This is a genomic window from Rhodococcus sp. P1Y, assembly GCF_003641205.1.
Lineage (GTDB): Bacteria > Actinomycetota > Actinomycetes > Mycobacteriales > Mycobacteriaceae > Rhodococcoides.
On record NZ_CP032762.1, the window covers coordinates 349,640 to 369,106 of the forward strand.

General features: G+C 63.2%; 18 protein-coding genes. 5 read left to right on the plus strand and 13 right to left on the minus strand.

The features are described from left to right. Window positions 1–35: 35 nt before the first annotated feature. From D8W71_RS01675 to D8W71_RS01685, 3 genes are read left to right on the plus strand one after another with little or no spacing between them, the layout of a single operon-like run. Window positions 36–1,535, plus strand: a complete 1,500-nt coding sequence (locus tag D8W71_RS01675) for an acetyl-CoA acetyltransferase (protein ID WP_121110434.1) — start codon at window positions 36–38, stop codon at window positions 1,533–1,535. Continuing rightward, on the plus strand, window positions 1,519–2,322 hold the full coding sequence (locus D8W71_RS01680; protein ID WP_121110436.1) for an enoyl-CoA hydratase-related protein: 804 nt from the start codon (window positions 1,519–1,521) through the stop codon (window positions 2,320–2,322). Before D8W71_RS01675 ends, D8W71_RS01680 begins: the two co-directional genes overlap by 17 nt. Continuing rightward, complete coding sequence (locus tag D8W71_RS01685; protein WP_161965379.1) at window positions 2,319–4,073, plus strand: AMP-dependent synthetase/ligase; 1,755 nt, start codon at window positions 2,319–2,321, stop codon at window positions 4,071–4,073. Before D8W71_RS01680 ends, D8W71_RS01685 begins: the two co-directional genes overlap by 4 nt. 63 nt (window positions 4,074–4,136) lie before the next feature. Here the strand turns inward: D8W71_RS01685 and D8W71_RS01690 are convergent, their stop codons facing one another. The 5 genes from D8W71_RS01690 to D8W71_RS01710 form a co-directional block, all read right to left on the minus strand. Beyond that, window positions 4,137–5,021 carry a siderophore-interacting protein gene (locus tag D8W71_RS01690; protein WP_121110440.1) on the minus strand — a complete coding sequence of 295 codons (885 nt, stop codon included), beginning with the start codon at window positions 5,019–5,021 and terminating at the stop codon, window positions 4,137–4,139. After that, window positions 5,021–6,025: an ABC transporter substrate-binding protein gene (locus tag D8W71_RS01695; RefSeq protein ID WP_153275284.1), complete on the minus strand. Its 1,005-nt coding sequence runs from the start codon at window positions 6,023–6,025 to the stop codon at window positions 5,021–5,023. The genes D8W71_RS01690 and D8W71_RS01695 overlap by 1 nt, the downstream gene beginning before the upstream one ends. 162 nt (window positions 6,026–6,187) lie before the next feature. Beyond that, entirely contained in the window at window positions 6,188–7,237 is a 1,050-nt protein-coding gene (gene dmpG, locus D8W71_RS01700) for a 4-hydroxy-2-oxovalerate aldolase (protein WP_121110444.1), read from the minus strand. Further along, window positions 7,234–8,181 (minus strand): acetaldehyde dehydrogenase (acetylating), encoded by a 948-nt coding sequence (locus D8W71_RS01705; protein WP_121110446.1) that lies wholly within the window; start codon window positions 8,179–8,181, stop codon window positions 7,234–7,236. Before D8W71_RS01705 ends, dmpG begins: the two co-directional genes overlap by 4 nt. Next, window positions 8,178–8,987, minus strand: coding sequence for a 2-keto-4-pentenoate hydratase (locus D8W71_RS01710; protein WP_121110449.1), 810 nt, complete (start codon window positions 8,985–8,987; stop codon window positions 8,178–8,180). The genes D8W71_RS01705 and D8W71_RS01710 overlap by 4 nt, the downstream gene beginning before the upstream one ends. Before the next feature lie 47 nt (window positions 8,988–9,034). Between D8W71_RS01710 and D8W71_RS01715 the strand changes: the two genes are divergently transcribed. Beyond that, entirely contained in the window at window positions 9,035–9,787 is a 753-nt protein-coding gene (locus tag D8W71_RS01715) for an IclR family transcriptional regulator (RefSeq protein WP_121110451.1), read from the plus strand. Window positions 9,788–10,174: 387 nt separating this feature from the next. Then, on the plus strand, window positions 10,175–11,458 hold the full coding sequence (locus D8W71_RS01725; protein WP_236077663.1) for an MFS transporter: 1,284 nt from the start codon (window positions 10,175–10,177) through the stop codon (window positions 11,456–11,458). Here the strand turns inward: D8W71_RS01725 and D8W71_RS01730 are convergent. The 8 genes from D8W71_RS01730 to D8W71_RS01760 all read right to left on the minus strand — a co-directional run bounded on the left by D8W71_RS01730 (window position 11,433) and on the right by D8W71_RS01760 (window position 19,451). Beyond that, window positions 11,433–12,455, minus strand: a complete 1,023-nt coding sequence (locus tag D8W71_RS01730) for an ABC transporter substrate-binding protein (protein WP_121110455.1) — start codon at window positions 12,453–12,455, stop codon at window positions 11,433–11,435. The genes D8W71_RS01725 and D8W71_RS01730 overlap by 26 nt on opposite strands. Window positions 12,456–12,589: 134 nt before the next feature. After that, window positions 12,590–12,739: a hypothetical protein gene (locus D8W71_RS27785; RefSeq protein ID WP_236077664.1), complete on the minus strand. Its 150-nt coding sequence runs from the start codon at window positions 12,737–12,739 to the stop codon at window positions 12,590–12,592. A 77-nt stretch (window positions 12,740–12,816) separates the two neighbouring features. Then, window positions 12,817–13,809, minus strand: a complete 993-nt coding sequence (locus D8W71_RS01735) for a low temperature requirement protein A (protein WP_236077665.1) — start codon at window positions 13,807–13,809, stop codon at window positions 12,817–12,819. A gap of 87 nt (window positions 13,810–13,896) precedes the next feature. Further along, window positions 13,897–14,751 carry an N-acyl homoserine lactonase family protein gene (locus tag D8W71_RS01740; protein ID WP_161965380.1) on the minus strand — a complete coding sequence of 285 codons (855 nt, stop codon included), beginning with the start codon at window positions 14,749–14,751 and terminating at the stop codon, window positions 13,897–13,899. Window positions 14,752–14,765: 14 nt separating this feature from the next. After that, entirely contained in the window at window positions 14,766–15,761 is a 996-nt protein-coding gene (locus D8W71_RS01745; RefSeq protein ID WP_121110460.1) for an ABC transporter permease, read from the minus strand. Next, window positions 15,758–16,831, minus strand: coding sequence for an ABC transporter permease (locus tag D8W71_RS01750; protein WP_121110462.1), 1,074 nt, complete (start codon window positions 16,829–16,831; stop codon window positions 15,758–15,760). Before D8W71_RS01750 ends, D8W71_RS01745 begins: the two co-directional genes overlap by 4 nt. Beyond that, complete coding sequence (locus D8W71_RS01755) at window positions 16,828–18,321, minus strand: sugar ABC transporter ATP-binding protein (protein WP_121110464.1); 1,494 nt, start codon at window positions 18,319–18,321, stop codon at window positions 16,828–16,830. The genes D8W71_RS01750 and D8W71_RS01755 overlap by 4 nt, the downstream gene beginning before the upstream one ends. Beyond that, a complete protein-coding gene (locus D8W71_RS01760; protein ID WP_121110466.1) occupies window positions 18,321–19,451 on the minus strand; it encodes an ABC transporter substrate-binding protein in 1,131 nt (376 codons plus the stop codon). The genes D8W71_RS01755 and D8W71_RS01760 overlap by 1 nt, the downstream gene beginning before the upstream one ends. Window positions 19,452–19,467 lie beyond the last annotated feature (16 nt).

Consider the following 19,467-nt stretch of genomic DNA (forward strand, 5'->3'; position numbering starts at 1 on the left):
TAGGTTCCATTGATGCTCCACAGACGAAACAAGCCATGAACGACCCACACCGCATTCCGGTGATCATCGGCGTCGGCGAGGTCAGCGGTTGCGGAACCCCGTTGAACCTCGAACCTCTCGAGCTCATCCGCCGCGCCGCGGAATCGGTCTCCGGGGTAGCGGCAGCACCCTGGATCACCCGCGCGGACAGCATCTCCGTCTGTCACATCGCAAGCTGGTCCTACGCTCACCCCGCCGCCACGCTGGCATCGAAGTTCGGTGCTCAGCCCACCGATCTGTTCGACGCCCCGATCGGAGGACAGTGGCCGACGCGACTTCTGGATCGAGCGGCATCACGCATCGCGTTCGGAGAATCGACCGTTGCGGTGGTAGCGGGCGGTGAAGCTCAAGCCTCGGTGAGCGCGATGACCAAGAGCGGACGAAACCCCGCCGACGAGGGATGGGCAGCAGATCCGGGCGGACCGCCGAGCTTCGACCTGGATCAACTCGGCAGTCCGGCAATGCAACTCGCAGGCCTCATCACCCCCGTGCGAATCTATCCGTTGTTCGAGAACCGCCTCAGGTTCGAGATCTCGGAGAGTCCGCAGGCGCAGATGGCGCGATGCAGCGAATTGTATGCGGCATTTTCTCGCGTCGCCGAGAGCAACCCGTACTCGTGGAACGGTAAGGCACGGACCGCCGAGGACATCGGCACCCCCTCACAGAAGAACCGCGTGGTCTGCGAACCGTATCCGTTGTCCATGAACGCAATGCCGTTCGTCGACCAGGCAGCATGCCTGATAGTGACGAGCCTCGCCGAAGCGCGCGAACATGGAGTGCCGGAGGACGACATCGTGTACGTCTGGGGCGGCGCCGGAGCCGACGACACCACGGACATCCTGGACCGCAGCAGCTTCGGGCGCTCACGCGCACTGGAATCTTCACTGGACCGGACACTGCATGCTGCATCGACCGGCGTCGACGAGATCGATGTTCTGGACGTTTACAGTTGCTTTCCGATCGTCCCTACACTCGCTACCCGGCATCTCGGTACACTGGAGTCGTTGGTTCCCAGCGTCACTGGGGGTCATTCGTCATTCGGTGGGCCGCTCAGCAGCCACTCGGTTCACTCGATCGCTGCATCTGTCCGCGCGATCCGCGCCGGCAAGCACTGCGCGCTGGTGCATGCGAACGGCGGCTACATGACGTATCAGCATTCGATACTGCTGGCTGACATCGAGCATTCCAACGGATACATCGGAAGCCCTGAACCTGTGGCGGTCGAACACGATTCGCCGGCACGGGCACACGCCGAGAGCGGCGACGTCACTGTGGAAACAGTGTCCGTCGAACATTCTCGGCAACAGGAACCCGCTCAGGCCTTCCTGGTCGCCCGGGACACCCACGGCCGACGCATCGCCGCCCAGACTGCCCCCGGTGACACCGAGAGCGCGCGGAGGCTGTCGCTGTACCGAACTTCCACTCCCACCGAAATAGTCGGCACCACAATAACTATCGAATCAGTCGAAGGGCACATTCGTGTACGAGAGCACTGAACAAGTCGTCAGGACCGAACGCGTCGGGCACGTACTCGTCGTGACCATCGATCGCCCCAAAGCCGCGAACAGCATCAACGCACGCGTGCACACGTTGCTAGGCGAGGCCTGGGAATCCGCCGAGGCAGACCGCGATATCAGAGCGATCGTTCTCACCGGGGCCGGAACGACGACGTTCTGCGGCGGTGCCGACCTCAAGGCTCTCGGTACCGGTGGCCCAGGCGCCGTGACCCCACCGGAAACGGCACACTGGGGATTCGCCGGCATCGTCCGCCATCCGATTTCCGTGCCCGTCATTGCGGCTGTGAACGGCTCGGCGCTCGGAGGAGGAACAGAGCTGGCTCTGGCGTCGGACATGGTCGTGGCCTCGACTACGGCGTCGTTCGGATTGCCGGAAGTTCACCGCGGCCTCATCGCGGGAGCAGGCGGAACGTTTCGCCTCATGTCCGCGATACCGGAACACATCGCGCTCGAACTTCTGCTCACCGGCAAGCCCATGACAGCGCAGACGGCCGCGACGTGGGGATTGGTCAACCGCGTCGTCGAGCCGGACGACGTCATGAACGCGGCGATGGAACTTGCACGCCTGTGCGCGGCGGGCGCTCCGCTGGCGGTGCGTGCATCCAAGCGACTCGCCCGACGTATCGTCGACAATGCGCAAGCCCACGAGGAAGATTCGTGGCTGCAGAACCAGAAGGAACTCGATCAGCTCACGACCACACACGACGTGGTCGAGGGAATCACCGCGTTCCTGCAGAAGCGCGATCCTGAATGGACCGGGCAGTGAGCACGACGGCGTGCGACATGCTGACGCTGCGGGCAGAATCCGATCCCGAGGCTCTCGCGTATGTCGACGGTGACCACGAGTGGTCCTGGAGTGCGGCTCGAACCGTGGTTCGCGAGGCCGCCGCAGGATTGATCGCCCTCGGCGTCGAGCCATCGAAAACCGTTGGGCTACTTCTAGCCAACAGGGTCGAGCACATCCTCGGCGACCTCGCCGCTCTGCACATCGGCGCATGTACGACTTCTGTGTACGCCACCGCATCCGACGATCAACTGCGGCATATCTCCGAGGATTCCGATATCGGCACCCTGATCCTCGATTCGATCGGGCTCGAACGGTTCAGAGCCACGCTTGCGTCGATGACGTCGCTCCGCCTCATCGTGTTGACCGACGACGTGAGCGAACCCGGCGACCTCGACTGCCGAGTGATCACGTGGAGCGGGCTCCTGGAACTGGGGCGTTCTTCCAATGACGTTGCGGTACAGATCGATCCCGATGCACCCGCCGTACTCATCTACACCTCGGGCACAACGGGACCATCGAAGGGTGTGCCCCTCACTCACCGCCAACTCGTGGCCGCGTGCGAATCTGCCTCACAACACTTCTCACTCCCCACCAACCCTCGTTTCCTGTCGTATCTGCCGTTGGCGCACATCGCTGAACGAGTGTGCTCGTTGTACCTCCCCCTGCACTTGGGTGGCACGACGGCCTTCTGCGCTGATATGAACGATCTCCTTCCATCGCTACAGCGGACGAAGCCGACCATGTTCTTCGGCGTGCCCCGCGTATGGGAAAAGATTCGGTCCTCGCTGACGGTCAAATTGAGCGAGGTGGGCGAAGAGCAGAGGCGCGCCGTGGACCAGGCGATGTCGGACGCGCGCACGGTGGCGTTGGCGCGACTGAACAGCGAGTCGGTCGACCCAGAGATGGAATCGCGGGCGCGCGAGGCCGATCAAGGATTGTTCGCGATGATTCGCGCCGGACTCGGACTCGATCAGTGCGCGCACGCCGTCACCGGTGGTGCCCCTCTGTCACCGGATGTCCAAGAATTCTTCCTCGCACTCGGAATACCCCTGCATCAGGTGTACGGATTGAGCGAGACCTGCGGCGCAACCGTCAGCCACCGGCCAGGCCGGATCAAGATCGGCACCGTCGGCGAACCACTACCGGGCGTCGAAATACGGATCGACGACGACGGCGAAATTCTCATCCGTAGCCCGTTCAACACGTCGGGATATCGAGGTCTGTCGAACGAGGCCTTGTTCACCGACGATGGTTACCTCCGCACCGGCGACGTGGGAACGATCGACGGCGACGGGTTTCTCAGTGTCACGGACCGTAAGAAAGAACTGATCATCACGGCCGGCGGAAAGAACATCGGCCCGAACAACATCGAAGCCCGCTTGTTGAGGAGCTCGCTGATCGGGCAAGCACTTGTGTACGGCGACAACAGACGCTATCTGGTCGCGCTGGTGACCCTCGATCCAGAGGAAACACAGCGCTGGTTGACCTCCAGAGGCGTGTCGACTGCCAGCGACCCGGCGGGACATCCGCTCGTCGCGGAGGAAATCGAGCGTGCAGTTGCCGTCGCGAACCGGGCCGTCTCGCGTGTCGAGCACATCAAGAAGTGGGCCGTCCTGCCGTCCGAGTGGACCGTGGACCGCGGCGAACTGACGCCGACGATGAAGCTGAAGCGCCGGACACTACATTCGAACTACCGCAATGAGATCGAAGAGATGTACGGCGAGCCCTGACCCGTGCGTGCGTAATGACAGAGGAACGTAACTACCCACGCACGGAGCAGGTTTCGCGAGCCGTCACAATCCTTCGCGTTCGAGGATTTCATCCCAGTACAGTTCGGCTTCGGCATCGCCAATGCTCGAATTGTCGATGCGTTCGAATTCGGTCATGAGTTGCTCGGACTTGTCGCGGTACCGATCGAGCCATTCTTGTTTGTCGGCGCGCCAGTATCCGACGATCGCGAGCCGGTTCGGGGGTACCGGTGAATCCTTACGAAAGTGCTTGCGCACAGCTCTTCCCACCGAAGCTTCTCCGGCGAACCACACGTACCCTGGCCCGTCCGGCACGGGGTGTGATGTCACCCGTTGTGCAAGTTGCGATTCTGCTCGGTCGTTTCCACCGATACACCACTCGACGGTCACGTCGGCGACGCTGTTCACCGTGAGAACGTCGTCGGCGTGGGCAACCTCCGCAATGGCAAGTGCACGTTGTCCGGGCGGAAGTTGTTCGATGACCCGCAGCATGGCCGGGATTCCAGGGAGATCAGCAGCGAGGAGCATCCAGTCGGTATCGCCGGGAGGTCGGTACCAGGAACGAGTCCCCCACATTCCGAGATACTGGCCGGGCGTCGCCGAGCGTGCCCACGAACACGCAACTCCGCCACCGTGGTCGACGAAATCGATAGTGATGGTGTCTCGGTCCCACCGGCGGACGGTGTAGTTTCTGCATTCCCGAACGTCCTCGGGTCGATGATGGCCCAGGGTTTCGCCGTTGAACTCCATCGAAGGTGGCGCAGATTCGCCGTCGGCCGGAAAGTACAGGTGCACGATTTCGTCGGGCACGCCGCTGGACACGAACTGCTCCGGTTCGGGGTTGTCGAACACGACACGGATGAACGACGGCGACAGGCGAGTGACCTCGGCTACCCGAGCGGTGATGTACCCCGACGGAGATGTACCCATCACTGCTCGTTCGGCTCGATGAACTTCGCTTCGATGTCGTCGAGAATCTTGTTCAACCCGATCGGATCCGATGCGTTCCACACACTCGCCTCGACCCAGTGCACCCGGCCGTTCTGCACCGCACGAAGCGTCGGCCACAACGGCGAGGCCTCGATCGCTGCCCTCTCGGCGTCGGCGCCCGTGTCGGTGTAGACGAACAGATCGTCCGCGGAGTCCAGGACGTTCAGATTCTCTTCGGATATGTCGATGCGAAACAGGCTCGGATCACGCTGGCCCTCTGGCTGCGTCATTCCCAGCCCACGGAACGCGATGCTCTCGCCCGTGCCGACCCGGATCGAATACTCGCCGCCAGCGCTGAGCCGCACGGCCGACACCGGCCGTTCGGCGAGACCAGCAGCGGCAACTCGGGTCCGCAGGGCATCCACACGTTCGGTTAGCTCAGACATCAAGGTCTCGCTACGGTCCTGCAATCCCAACGCGTCGCCGACGTGGGCCAGGCCGGCCGAGACGTCCTCGATCGATACCCCGTCGTTGTAGGCAAAGCCGTACGTGGGTACCCCACTGGCAGCTATCCGGTCGTACGTCTGCTTGTTCCATGCCTGCTCACCTTCACCGTCGTATCCGGCGACCATGATCACAAGATCCGGATCCTGCGCCAGGATCGACTCGATATTCGGGTCGAACCCGCCACCTTCGCCGGCGACGTTCACAATGTCGGTACCTGACTGCTGCAAATGCGGAGGCAACGACAACGGATTGAACGACGCCGCAACCGGCGGTGAGTCGAGCGCCAGCATCATCGCCAATGAAACAGGGTCCGCAGCAACCACTCTGACCGGATCCGCAGGTACCTCGACCTCACCGAAATAGTCCGTCACGACAGTGCTGGACGAGCGAGTGTCCTCGGTCGACGTGCCCGCACACGCCCCGACCAACGCAGCAGCAGTCACCGCAACAAGGGCACTGAGGCCGACCCGCCGCCAGTCGTACGATCGAGAAGTCAACGTGAGCCTCCGCAGATGTGGTCCCGACGCCGACTGCGCCTCCTGGGATCTTAGGAAGGTGAGCCTAACAACATCCTGTCCCGTGGTTGCGTCCGGTTCGGCGACCGGACGCAACACGCACGATCAGGGGCAACACGTGTGAGATCTCCGCGGGCTTGCCTGTCAGCTCTTGGACGCAACCAAGTCGAGGGCGATGTCGGTGATCAAGTCTTCCTGACCGCCGACGAGTCCGCGCTCACCGACCGCGAGCAGGATCGCTCGGGTGTCGAGTCCGTACTGCTTCGCAGCCGCCTCGGCGTGACGGAGGAAGCTCGAGTAGACACCGGCGTACCCGAGGGTCAGCGTTTCGCGGTCGACCTGAACTGGCCTGTCCTGCAACGGTCGAACGATGTCGTCGGCCGCGTCCTGCAGACCGAACAAGTCGCAATTGTGCTTCCACCCATTCAGGTCGGCCACCGCAACGAACGGCTCGATCGGACAGTTGCCCGCACCTGCCCCGTGGCCGGCGAGAGATGCGTCGACTCGGGTAACGCCTTCTTCCACTGCCACAACAGAGTTCGCCACCGACAACGACAGATTCTGGTGTGCGTGGATTCCGATCTGGGTGTCGGCGTCGAGAACGTCCCGGTACGCGCGCACTCGGTCACGGACGCCGTTCATGGTCAGTCGGCCGCCCGAGTCGGTGACATACACACAGTGCGCACCATACGATTCCATCAATTTCGCCTGCTCCGCCAGCTGAGCCGGTTCGGCGAGATGCGACATCATCAGGAACCCGGAGACATCCATTCCGAGTTCGCGGGCTTTGCCGATGTGCTGCGCGGAGACGTCGGCTTCGGTGCAGTGCGTCGCCACACGGACCGAGGTGACACCGAGCTTGAAGGCGTGTTCGAGTTCTTTCACAGTCCCCACTCCGGGGAGCAGCAAGGTGGTGAGTTTGGCGCGGTGCACCACAGCGGCAGCCGCTTCGATCCATTCCCAGTCGGTGTTGCTGCCCGGACCGTAGGTCAGGCTGTGGCCGGCGAGACCGTCACCGTGCGTGACCTCGATAGCGTCCACGCCAGCGCTGTCGAGAGCGCTGGCTACTCGTGCGACGTTCTCGGGGCTGATGCGGTGCCGCATAGCGTGCATTCCGTCGCGCAGCGTGACGTCCTGGATGTACAGGGCCGCCCCGTCGGTTGCATTCGGTCGTGTCGTGATGCCACTGCTCATCGTGCTGCCTCCAGTGTTGCGTTCTCCGCGATCTTCTCCGCTACCTGCAGGGCGGCGGAGGTCATGATGTCGAGGTTGCCGGCATATGCGGGCAGGTAGTGCGCGGCGCCTTCGACTTCGAGGAACACCGAGACCTTCCACAGGCCGGGTCCTTTGTCCACGCCGCCGGTCAGGGTGGCGACGGATTCTTCGTCGTCGAGCTGGGTGAACTGCACTTCCTGCTTGAGACGGTAACCCGGCACGTACGACGAAACCTTGTCGACCATGTCCAGAACGGACGCACGGATCGCGTCCTGGTCCGGGTTCGATACCAGCGCCAGAACGGTGTCGCGCATCATCAGCGGCGGCTCGGCGGGGTTGAGGACGATGATGGCTTTGCCGTGCGCCGCTCCCCCGACCTTTTCGATCGCTTCCGAGGTGGTCTCGGTGAATTCGTCGATGTTCGCGCGGGTACCGGGACCGGCGGACTTCGACGCGATCGAGGCGACGATCTCCGCGTAGTGCACCGGCGTCACCTGCGAGATCGCGGCGACGATGGGGATGGTCGCCTGCCCACCGCAGGTCACCATGTTCACATCGGGTGCGTCGAGATGCTCGTCGAGATTCACTGCCGGGACGACATACGGCCCGACCGCCGCAGGAGTGAGGTCGATCAGTCGCTTGCCGAACGGCCGGAGAGCTTCCTCGTTGGCGATGTGCGCCTTGGCGGAGGTCGAGTCGAAGATGATGTCGATGTCGGCGAACTCGGGGTGCTCGATCAGTCCTTGCACGCCCGAGTCCACAGTGCTGATACCCAACCGACGTGCCCGCGCGAGACCGTCCGACGCCGGGTCGATGCCGACGAGAACGGCGATCTCGACATTCTTCGCGACGCGCTTCAACTTGATGACGAGATCGGTCCCGATGTTGCCGGACCCAATCACCGCTACTTTGGTCTTGCTCATTCTCGTCCTGCTTTCGTTGCGCTGAAGGTTGCGGTGACGGAGCCGATTCCGGAAATGGAGGCGGCGTACGTCGAGCCGGGGGTTACGGGAACCATGGGGCCGAGGGCCCCGGAAAGAATCACTTCGCCTGCGCGGAGGGGGGATCCATAGGACAAGGAGGTGTTGGCCAACCACGCCAACGCCTCCCAGGGGCTGCCGAGGCAGTCCGAACCCTTACCGGACGAGACCTGCACGCCGTCGGCTGTCATTGTCATGGTGACCTCGGTGAGGTCTGGCGCAGCCCCGCGGGAGATGGAATCACCCAGGACGTACAGACCAGAGGAAGCATTGTCTGCGACGGTGTCCGCCAAGCTGATGTCCCAGCCCGCGACCCGACTGTCGACGATCTCGAACGACGCGAAGACCTGGTCGACGAACGACGGTGCATTCTCTGCCGTGATGGGCTCGTCGATGTCCGAAGAGAGAACGAACGCTATTTCGGCTTCGATCCGAGGTTGCAACAGCCGCCCCGAATCCACTTCGGCGTCGCGGGAGACGTCGAAATCGTCCAGTAGGACGCCGAAATCAGGTCGATCGACCCCCATTTGCTTCTGCACGGCCGGCGAGGTCAGTCCGATCTTGCGGCCGACGACGGTGCGGCCAGACCTGAGCAATGCATCGATGTTGCGTGATTGGATGCGGTATGCGGCATCGATGTCCTCGCGTCCGATGAGGTCGCGGACCGGCGCGCACGGTGTGGCTGTCTTCGCGGCATCGGCCAGGCGGGCGGCCGCGTCGTCGATCGTGTGCTGTTCCACAGTGGTCATGAGTGCGACGCTATTCCCACGTCGCCGATATGGATAGGATCCGTCCCATGAAACGGGACGCCTTGTCGGTGCTGCAGCGATCAGCGCTGGTGCTGGACGTGTTTCCTCGCGGGGCGGCACTGACGCTGGCCGAGGTCTCCACCCGAACGGGGTTGCCGCGTTCGACCACACATCGGTTGCTGGTCGATCTGGCGGATCTCGGCTGGCTCACACGTCGCGGAAACACCTTCGAGCTGGGAATGGCATTGTTCGAACTGGGGGAACGCGTCGGGCTCAAACACCGACTGCGCACTGCCGCGGTGCCGTTCATGCAGGACCTGTTCGCGGTGACCGAGCAGACCGTACACCTCGCGGTTCGCGACGGACACGAAGCGGTCTACGTCGAGAAGATTCACGGCCATTCCTCGTTTCCTCTGCCCTCGCAGATCGGCGGTCGGTTACCGCTGACCTGTACCGCGGTCGGGAAGGCGCTGTTGGCTTCAGCGGACCCGGCTGTGCAGGACGAGGTCCTTTCCCGTCCACTGCGTCGATACACGCCGATGTCGATCACTGATCCGAAAACCCTCGCTCGCGAACTGGATGCAATTCGCCGTACCGGCATCGCGATCGAGCGCGAGGAGGCCGCGCTTGGTGGATGCTGCCTGGCTTCGCCCGTGATGCTGGCCGGCGAACCCATTGCGGCACTGTCGGTGTCGGTACCCAAGGACCAGTTCACACCGGAACTGCTCGCCCCCGCGGTCCGCACTGCGGCAATGGCTTTGGGCCGGGTGCTTGCACGCACTTCTTCGGGGCACCCATAAGGGAGTGGCCGTCGCCTGCTGTCTCAGGGTGGGGTAGGGGGTGTTCCCTGATGCGCCCGCCGTATCAGAGTTCGTAGGGTCTTCTCGTACGTTCACCCATCGGATCGGAGTACGTCATCATGGACGTCTATGCGTACATCTGCGCTGCGTGTGATCATCCGCTGACTCGACACGTGCTGGGCCCGACCGGGCAAGACCGCGACGGACCATACTTCTGTGACGTCGTGGACTGCACATGTGAGTACTACGACCACCACCCATTCATCGAGGTCGACCGGTCGACGTTCGACACACACTGTTCGAAATAGCAGTGTCCGGCCTGACCCCGCGACGGTCCGACTCGGCCAGCCCACTACATCGGCCACCGCGCCAGTAGTGTCGACGCTCGTGACGATCAACCCTGGACCCAGTTCTGCCTCGGCGCGAGGTCGACTGCGTGACCTTCCGCCGGTGGTCAAGCTCGTGCTGGCGTCGATGGTGTTGTTCAATGTCGGGTTCTATCTGGTGGTTCCGTTTCTTGCGGTGCACCTGTCCGAGGAGCTCGGGTTCGCGAGTTGGATCGTCGGGCTCGTCTTGGGTCTGCGCACGTTCAGTCAGCAGGGCATGTTCTTTCTCGGCGGCAGCATCGCCGATCGCTTCGGGCGTAGACCGGTCATTCTGTGGGGCATAGCAATACGCATTGTCGGCTTCGTTACGCTGGCCGTTGCGAGCAGCCTCGCTGCGGTGATCGTCGGGATTCTGCTGATCGGTTTCGCCGCTGCGCTGTTCGCGCCGGCGGTGGAATCGGCCAACGCCGACATCGGCCGACAGCTCGAAGACTCAGGTGTTATGAAGCGCACGGAACTGTTCGGCTACGAACAGATGAGCAGTCGGCTCGGCACCGTCCTCGGGCCCGCACTGGGAGCGGTGCTCCTGATTTTTCCGTTCTCGGCCTCGGCCGCAGTTGCCGCGGTCCTGTTCGCCGGAATGTGGATCGGCTTCTACTTCCTGTTTCCCACCGCAACCGAAGGCGACAGCGTCGTCGGCACTTCCATCACCCGGGTATGGCGCGCGGTTCTGAGCAATCGCCGCTACGTCGTCCTGGCCACCCTGTGCAGCGCGCAGTTCGTCGCGCTCGCGCAGCTGTATCTGATGCTGCCCGAGCAACTATCGTTGCGAGTCGGCTCGCAGAACCTACTCGGTTGGTTCTACGTGGGTGCAGCGGTACTGGTGATCGTCGGTCAACGGCCGATGGTTGCCGTTGCGGCGCGAATGGGATCGCGGGCTGCAACGACTATCGGATTGGCCGTGATGGCGGCATCGTTCGTGATTCCGGCCTTCGGGCCCGGGAACCTCACAGATTCGGTGTGGCCGTATCTGCAGATTGCAGGGTGGATCGCACTACTGCACCTCGGGCAGATGTTGATGGTGCCGTCGATGCGAGACACGCTCGCCAAAACTGCCGGGGAACGTTATCTCGGTGCACATTTCGGGCTGTTGAACACCATCGGCGGATGCCTGTCGCTGATCGGCACGATCGGTGTCGGGTATCTCTACGACCGCCTCGACGACGGCAGCGTAGCAGCGGCGACCCCATGGTTGGTGGTCGCCGGCTGCATCGCCGCGCCTGCGCTCGTGCTCGGCATCTGGTCGTCGATATCGGACGCTATCTGGCCGCGTCGACTGCCTTGATGTCGTCGATGAACGCCGACAACACGAACGGGATGGTCAACGGGTTCGGCATCGAAACCGCGTCGGAAACAATCGGATCCAGTGCGATCAATCCACCGCTGCGGACGACGCCCAGATTGGTAAACGTCTCCTGCGACTCCATCGACCCGCGAGCCAGTTCGTAATTGTCGAAGAACAGGTAGTCGCATTCGAGCAGGCTGTAGCTTTCGGCCGACAGTTCGGTATTCAGCTTGCCCTCGAAGCGGGAGGCCAACGCGGCGGGAGGCTCGAAGCCGAGTGCTGTCAACAGCTGGGCCCGCGCCGAGTTCGGACTGAATGCGCGTAGGTTGCCGTCACTCCACCTGATCACCAACGCTGCCGTCTTTCCGACGAACTGTGGGTTGTCGATGCGAGCCTGTGACACAAGGGTTTCGACGCGATCTACCTCAGCTCGAGCCGCGCTCGGCTGGCCCACCGAGCGTCCAATTCTGGTGGTCACTTCCTGCCACGGTAGCACCCAGTCGGTCTGATCGGCAGCGTGCAGCACCGTCGGCGCGATGGCGCTGAGCTGTGCATAGACGTTCTCGTCGATGGCGTTGTTGACGGCGATAATCAGATCAGGGGATGCGGCGGCGATTGTCTCCACATCGAACCCGGTTGTCGCATTCGCGAGTGCTACCGGGTCGTCGCCCTTGACGGTCGGTTCGGCCCAGATGCCGATGCCGTCGTCGGTCGAGCCCTTCCACACCGGAACCAACACCGGCGTCAGACCCAACGACAGCAGGACGTCGGAATCGCCGATGCCGACCGCAGCGATACGAGCAGGAGGGGCGTCGATGGTCGTCGACCCGAACTTGTGCTCGATCGTCACAGGGAACGCGCCGTTCTCCGCATGCGAATCGAAGTCCGAAGTCTCCACTGGTGCCGTCGAGCCGTTGGTGCAGCCGGCAACGACGAGACCGCCGACCGACACGAACGTCATCGACAACGCAGTCCGTCGATTCACCACAGGGTTCATCGAGTCTCCTTCGAGCGTAGTTTGGATCCCCTAATCTAAACCACCCTCACCTGTCTGTGTTGCGCTGTCTTCAGCGGCCATGCCGGACGCAAGTGTCGGTACCGAGACGATACGTTCGAGCGGGCGTCCTAGGGTCAGGTTTCAGAGGTCTCGACGGCACTTCGTTGCCGCCGAATGATTCCGGTGACCACTGCGAGGATGGCACCAAGAGCGAGCACGATCGCGGACGCGAACGGAAGAGCGTTGTCGACGGCGCCCAGGACCAACACAACCGGAATGGCCAACCCCGGCCACGGGACAACCGTCTTCCAGTCACCCGAGCTCCATCCGAGGATAGAACTGATTCCGACGACGAACAGAGCTACCCGCCGCAGAGGATCCAGCGGCCGGCGTCGGTGAGTTCTCCGACGGGATGCAGAACGTACTGCTGGATCCCGACACCGAGCAGGGCGATCCCCAGAGTGAGGGGAAGGTGCCCGTAGATATAGCCGTCGGCGCGGCCGCTGCCCACCGCCTCGTCGTCGTCCTGAATCTCGAATTTCGCTTCGGCACCGGCGATGTCGAAGTACATCCACCACACTGCAGCCGCGATGGTGAACCCCAACGCCGCCACCGAGAGCGACGACCACGCCCACGACGTGTCGTGCATTCCGAGCACGACGGCCGAAATAGACTCCCCCAGAACGAGAATGACGAAGAGTCCGAATCGCTCCGGAAGGTGGTCGAGGTGCAACGGCACATTCTGGCCCCACCGGGTGGCCGCGAACGGAGCCGCCGCCTCGACAGCAATACCCACCGCCCACAGGATGTACGTAACCGGGGTTGGCATGAACAGCGAAATCGTCCAGATAATCGCGCTGATGACCGTCGCCGCGAGATAGAGGTCGATGGTGACGCGCACGTCGGCGATATGGCGCCACGCACGGAAGTAGAGGCCGGCAAGAATCACTCGCGTCGCGATGTAGCCGATGCCGAACGCAACCGTTCCACTACCCCCGATGGCCGTGGTCGCGCTCGCCGCCATCACCGCGACCGCGAAGGTGGCGGCGAGTTTGAGCACCCGGTAGAGAACATCGTTGGTGTCGAACCGGTTGGCATACAACGTCGTGGTTACCCACGACCACCACGTGATCGCGAACAACCCGGCGAACACAGCTACCCCGTGCACACCCAGATCGTCCTTGAGACCTATCGCGAGCTGGTGGACGACCAGTACGTAGGCGAGGTCGAAGAACAGCTCGAGCCGCGTTGCGGCACGGTCGTCCGCGGTCCGAAGTTCAGGTGGCTGGAACACCGGGGTGGATTGATCGGCTCCGGAATCGCCGTCTTCGGGTCCTTCGCGCGAATCGTCCATGCCGGAAGGTACCCAGCTCGCGACCGATCAACCTCGGGAACCTTTTGTGTGAGTGACGCCTGCGCCGTAGGCGGCTAGCCAATCGCGTCAGGCAGGCCCGACGGTAGCCGCAACGATCCGCTCACCATCCCCAGCGCTCGGTGTCCTGCCTGCCGCTGGGCTGAAATCGTCGACACGAGGAAAAGCCGAGTTCTGGCCGTGGTCGAGGCCTGGGTCGTGCCCGGTCAGCACGACGTCGGAGTTGGCGACGATGCGGTGAATGGAGTCCATTGCCGCGACGACGTCGGTGACGATACCCGGTGGCGTGTTGAGTCTGATGTTCTCGGGCGAGTTCATCGTGTCGCCGCAGATCGCCGCGACCCCTTCAGCGGTGTTGACCAGGACCGTCTGAATACCCGGGCAGTGCCCAGGGGTCTGCATCAGTCGGATGCCGGGGGCGATGTCGAAGTACTTGCCCTCGATCAACGTGTAGTGGAACGGCGTGAGAGCTCCGGCGAGCCATCGGCCTGTGTAGATGTCTTCCTGTAGTTCGAAAGGTTCTGCTGCACTGTCCCATTCGATACGCGATACGAAGAACTTGGCGTGCGCGAAGAGCGGATTATTGTCGCTGTGGTCGTAGTGCAGGTGCGTGTTGACGACAATCCCGATGTCCTCGGGCTCGAGACCCTGTGTGCGTAACGATCCGGTGATGGTTTCGTCCGCCGACTGTCGGCACGGTGCGACTGCGTCGGTGACCCAGCCGGGATCAGCAATGCCGGTGTCGACGAGGATGTTCGGGATCGCCTCGCCCTGAACGAGGTAGGCCCATACCGGCACCCAGAGGGATTCGCCGTAGCCGTGCAGGTATGTCTGGGAGCTGCGGTCCACCTCGAGCCACCCTTGGCGCAGGGCCGTGACTCGGTAGATCGGAATCGACCCATCGGATGCGACAGAGGGGGTCATAACTGGGCTCCTGGTCATGCGCGTAGGCGCGGGGTTCGTGAATTGGCCAGCAATAGTACGAGCAATATCAACCCCGTGACGATCTGTCGTACGGCGTTGCCCACTCCCACAGTCAACAGGAAAGTCGTGAGCACTTGCAGCGCGATCGCTCCTGCGGCGGTGCGAACGACATTGCCGTCGCCGCCGGACAGTGCTGCACCGCCGATCACCGCTGCCGATATGGTCAGAATTTGGTAGTCCGCGCCGAGCGAGAGGTTCGCAGTGCCCGCGTATCCGAGCAGCAGGATTCCTGCGATGCCAGCGAGAACACCGGCTCCGACGAACGCGGTGATCACGACACGCCGGACGGGAATTCCACTGAGCCGGGCCGCCTCACGATTGCTGCCGACGAGGAGCAGTTGACGTCCGAACCGACTGCGTTTGAGGTAGACAGCCAGGAGTCCCACAAGAAGTACGGCGATCAGGGTGATCGGTCTGATGCCTCCGATGCTGGCCGATGACAGATCCAACAACACAGCGGGTACGGATCCGGCGGGTGTTCCTCCCTGGGCGATGGCAAAGGTCAGCCCGGCGGCGATGACGAGGGTACCGAGCGTCACGACCAGCGCGGGCAGTTTGAACACGGTCACGATGAGGCCGTTGACAAGGCCGAATACGGCACCGACCACGATGACGACGACCAGTGCGACGGGCAGCATCGACGCGCCGCCTGCCATGGTCATGTATGCGAGCACAGCCGTCAGCGACATGACCGCGCCGATGGACAGGTCTATACCGAAGTCGCCCGCGATGATGACCAGAGTCTGCCCTGCCGCGGCGATCGCGAGAATGGCGGCGACCGCGAGGATGTCGTTGAGGTTCTGCCACGTGGCGTAACCCGGGGAGAGCACACCTCCCAGGACGAACAGGATCACCGCGGTGGCAACCGCCGGGATCCACGTCGCCCGCCGGATCCGCGCACGGATTCCGGGGCCTGCGTCCGTCGAGTCGGTCACTGTTGTCGCGGTCATGATCGTGCCTTTCTGGCGCGTGCGGTGCGGGTGGTCGCCGCGAGGGCGACGACGATGATCACTCCCGATGCGAGTTGTTGGAAGTACGTGGGAACGTCGAGCGCGTCGATGAGAACCCCGACGAGACCGAGAGTTGCGGCTCCCAGTAGTGGCCCGAGCGGGTCGAGTCGGCCGCCGCGAAGTGCTGCCCCACCGAGAACAGCTCCCGCAATGGCGTTGAGGGTAAATGTCACTCCGATGGTGGGGTCGGCGGACGCGACGGACAGCGTGAACAACACTCCGGCGACGCCGGCGAGTACGCCGGCTGTGGTGAAGGCGAGGACCGTGGTGCGGGAGACGTCGATCAAAGCGGAATACGCGCGCTGGCGATCGCTACCGACAGCCCGCATCCGCACTCCCAGCGGCGACTTCGCCAGCAGAACCGCAACCAGTACGACTACAGCGATGGCCAGCAGTGGTAGTGAGAGCAGTGCAGGTGTGCCGTACGCGCTGACTGCCGCCGAGCTGACGCTGCCGCCGGGTTTCGGGAAGAACCACAGGCCGATTCCGGTGACGACGAACCCACTGGCGAGCGTCGCCAGTAGCGGCTGCAGGCGAACACAGGCCACGAGCAGCCCGTTGATCAATCCGAACAGTCCGGTCACCGCAATCGCGATCGTCGCTGCGAGGGCGAACGGCAGTCCTTGCGAACATAATCCAGGTTCGGAGCAGGCGGCAGCAGCCCCGCTCGGTCCTGCCGTGAACAGCGAGAAGCCAACCGAGCCCAGCAGCACGGTGAGGATGTTCGCGACACCCATCAACGGGCCGATGGACAGGTCGATGCTTCCTACCGACATCACGAAGCCGACTCCGATTGCGAGACAGATCGACGGCGCGAAGATCGCAAGAAAGCCGGACAACGACGGTGCAGTGACGAACTGGGGCCGAAGCGCGGTACACACGAGCAGCATGATGACGAACAGAACCAAGATGGGAAGGCCGGGCCACCGACGCATCTGCTGCACCCTCGTGGGTGACGCGTCGACGTCGCGGCTCTCCGGCCGTGATCGAGTCGAGTCCAGTGTGGTCATCGTGCTGCCTTCCTGGCGCTGTGTAGGAGTCCGCTCCGGACGGACGCGTCCGCGATCTTCTGCTCGGTGACATCGGCGCCGGACAGTTCTGCGACCATCTCGCCGCGGTAGATGACGATCACGCGGTCGCACACCTCTGCCAGTTCGTGATCGTCGCTCGACGTGATCAGCACTGCAGACCCGGCGTCGGCTATCTCCCGGATCAGACGGTGAATCTCTCGGCGCGCCCCGATGTCGATGCCGCGCGTGGGGTCGTCTGCGACGAGGACCGTCGGGTTCGACCCCAACCAACGGCCGAGTATCACCTTCTGCTGCTGCCCTCCGGACAGTCCACTCATCGCCGCCTTGCGGTGGGTCGAGGGAAGCTGCAATCGGCCGAGCATCGCACCGACGTCGAACTGCGTGCGTCGCGAGATCGAGACCGATCGCGCATTTTCGTCCACGGTCCGTACCCCGAACGACATCTCACGGTCACGCTCACCGGATACGAATCCGACTCCGCGCGAGACGAACTCGCGCACGTTCCCCAATGACAACGCGCGACCGCCGACGGTGATGGTGCCCTCCGCCGGTGCGGTACCGGCAAGAGCACGAAGCAGCTCGCCCTGCCCTTGTCCGCTCAGTCCCGCAATACCCGTCACGGTCTTGGACTCCAAGGTCAGCGAGATCGGGCCGGACGCGCCCGGAACCCTGAGTTCGTCGGCGACCAATACCGCACCTCCCGCCTCCCCCGCTGCTCGGACCACACGTCGGCGGTCGTCTGCGGCTTGAGTCTCACCGGTCATGGCGGTGACGAGGTCTTCGATACTGAGTTCGGACAATGAGCCGTCCAGGACGACGCGCCCATTTCTGAGCACCGTCGCACTCGTGCAGAACCGTTCTATCTCTTCGAGTCGATGCGAGACGAAGAGGACCGCTGTGCCAGCGGCGGAAAGCTCGGCAATGATGTCACCGACGAGGTCGACACGTTCGGCCCGAAGGGATGCGGTGAGCTCGTCGAGCACCACGTATTTCGGCCGGGATGCGAGCACCCGCGCCAGTTCGACCAACGATCGTTGCTCGAGATCGAGATCGCGGACGTACTTGCCGAGAATCGACGCCGACAAACCGACACGGCCGAGGGCGGCAGACAGGGCATCGTTGCTACGCGACGGCGCGGCCAACACTTTCAAACGGGTCGGCATCCGCCGTACACACAAATTCTCGGCGACTGTGAGATCGCCGGCCAGCGCGACCTCCTGGTATGTCGCCGCAATGCCGAGCCGAGCTGCTGCATTGGGGCCAGCGACGAGAGCCTCGGCGCCGTCGATGTCGATCGTGCCGCCATCCGGAGCTGTGACACCGGTGAGCACTTTCGTGAGGGTGCTCTTACCGGACCCGTTCCCGCCCAACAGCGCCCGTATTTCACCAGGCCGCAAAACAAGATCGGCGCCTTGGAGCGCCCGCACGTGACCGTAGTCCTTCGTAATGTTCCGTACCCGCAGCGTCATCAGAAGAACTCCTCGATTCGATCGACGGGCATGGGTGCCTCGAGTGTGTAGTTGTCCGGCTTGCCCTCCACCCGGGCCAAAGCGTCGTCCAAACTGATGACATCCGTCCCCGCCGGAGTCCACGGCCCGGGTTTCCCGTCACGAGTGATGGCCAGAGACGGAGCGAGCAGGACTGCGTTGCGCAAGTCCTCGCGTTCGGGGTTCGGCGAAAGCATGTCCGGCCGGATCTCTCTGCCCTGCAACAGACGTACGGTGAACTCGATGGAATCCGCACCGTTGGTGGGGGAATACGGCACCCCGATGGACACCAGATCGGGCAGCGACGCCCAGGTGCGCAAGAACCCTGCCGTGTAGTCGCCGGTCATCACCTTCGGCAGTGCTCGGTCTGAGGATTGGAAGGCGCGAATGACGCCTTCCGCCATCACATCTTGCATCAAGACGCCGTCGATCTGCGATTGCGTGGCGAGGACGTTGGCCATCGCCGTGCGCGCTTTTGCGGGATCCCAGAACCCGGGAACCGAGGCGACCACCTCTATTCCTGGTGCATCTGCGAGCACTTCTTGCGCAGCCTTCACCCGCTGGACGTCTGCGGTGGATCCTGGCACTCCAGTGACCATCACAATCTTGCCCTGTCCGCCCAATTGTTCGACGAGCCATTGTGTTTGCATCCGCCACCACGTGCTGTTGTCACCGATAACGTTCAGTGCGTCCGGCGTCGGCGCAGGATCGTTGGAGACCACCACCAGCATTCCAGCCGCCTGAAGGCGCGGAATGACGGCCTGGACCGAGCCGGCCGACACCGGATCGATCAGCACGGCATCGAGGTCGGAGCTCAGGAAATTGTTGAGCTGACTGATCTGCTGCGTGATGTCGGCCGCACTGTTGACGATGCGCAGTTCCGACACGACCCCGGACTGCCGCAGCTGCACGCCCTTGTCTTCGATGTTCGCGACGAACTGACCTCGCCATGAGTTACCGATAACCCCGTTCGAGTAACCGATGCGATAGCCGCCCGATCCACCGGCCGACGTATCGGGCGTCGCGGAACACGCCGCCAGTAGACCCATCAGGGATGCGCCGGCCGTGCCACGCAACAGAGCCCGTCGAGAGAGAACAGGACCGATGTCCATCTTCGTCCTTTCAGTG

Coding starts and splice junctions, on each gene's coding strand:
- D8W71_RS01675 (WP_121110434.1), top strand. CDS start 36: ATGAACGACCCACACCGCATTCCGGTGATCATCGGCGTCGGCGAGGTC.
- D8W71_RS01690 (WP_121110440.1), bottom strand. CDS start 5,021: ATGGGTACATCTCCGTCGGGGTACATCACCGCTCGGGTAGCCGAGGTC.
- dmpG (WP_121110444.1), bottom strand. CDS start 7,237: ATGAGCAGTGGCATCACGACACGACCGAATGCAACCGACGGGGCGGCC.
- D8W71_RS01705 (WP_121110446.1), bottom strand. CDS start 8,181: ATGAGCAAGACCAAAGTAGCGGTGATTGGGTCCGGCAACATCGGGACC.
- D8W71_RS01710 (WP_121110449.1), bottom strand. CDS start 8,987: ATGACCACTGTGGAACAGCACACGATCGACGACGCGGCCGCCCGCCTG.
- D8W71_RS01715 (WP_121110451.1), top strand. CDS start 9,035: ATGAAACGGGACGCCTTGTCGGTGCTGCAGCGATCAGCGCTGGTGCTG.
- D8W71_RS01730 (WP_121110455.1), bottom strand. CDS start 12,455: ATGAACCCTGTGGTGAATCGACGGACTGCGTTGTCGATGACGTTCGTG.
- D8W71_RS01735 (WP_236077665.1), bottom strand. CDS start 13,809: ATGGACGATTCGCGCGAAGGACCCGAAGACGGCGATTCCGGAGCCGAT.
- D8W71_RS01740 (WP_161965380.1), bottom strand. CDS start 14,751: ATGACCCCCTCTGTCGCATCCGATGGGTCGATTCCGATCTACCGAGTC.
- D8W71_RS01745 (WP_121110460.1), bottom strand. CDS start 15,761: ATGACCGCGACAACAGTGACCGACTCGACGGACGCAGGCCCCGGAATC.
- D8W71_RS01750 (WP_121110462.1), bottom strand. CDS start 16,831: ATGACCACACTGGACTCGACTCGATCACGGCCGGAGAGCCGCGACGTC.
- D8W71_RS01755 (WP_121110464.1), bottom strand. CDS start 18,321: ATGACGCTGCGGGTACGGAACATTACGAAGGACTACGGTCACGTGCGG.
- D8W71_RS01760 (WP_121110466.1), bottom strand. CDS start 19,451: ATGGACATCGGTCCTGTTCTCTCTCGACGGGCTCTGTTGCGTGGCACG.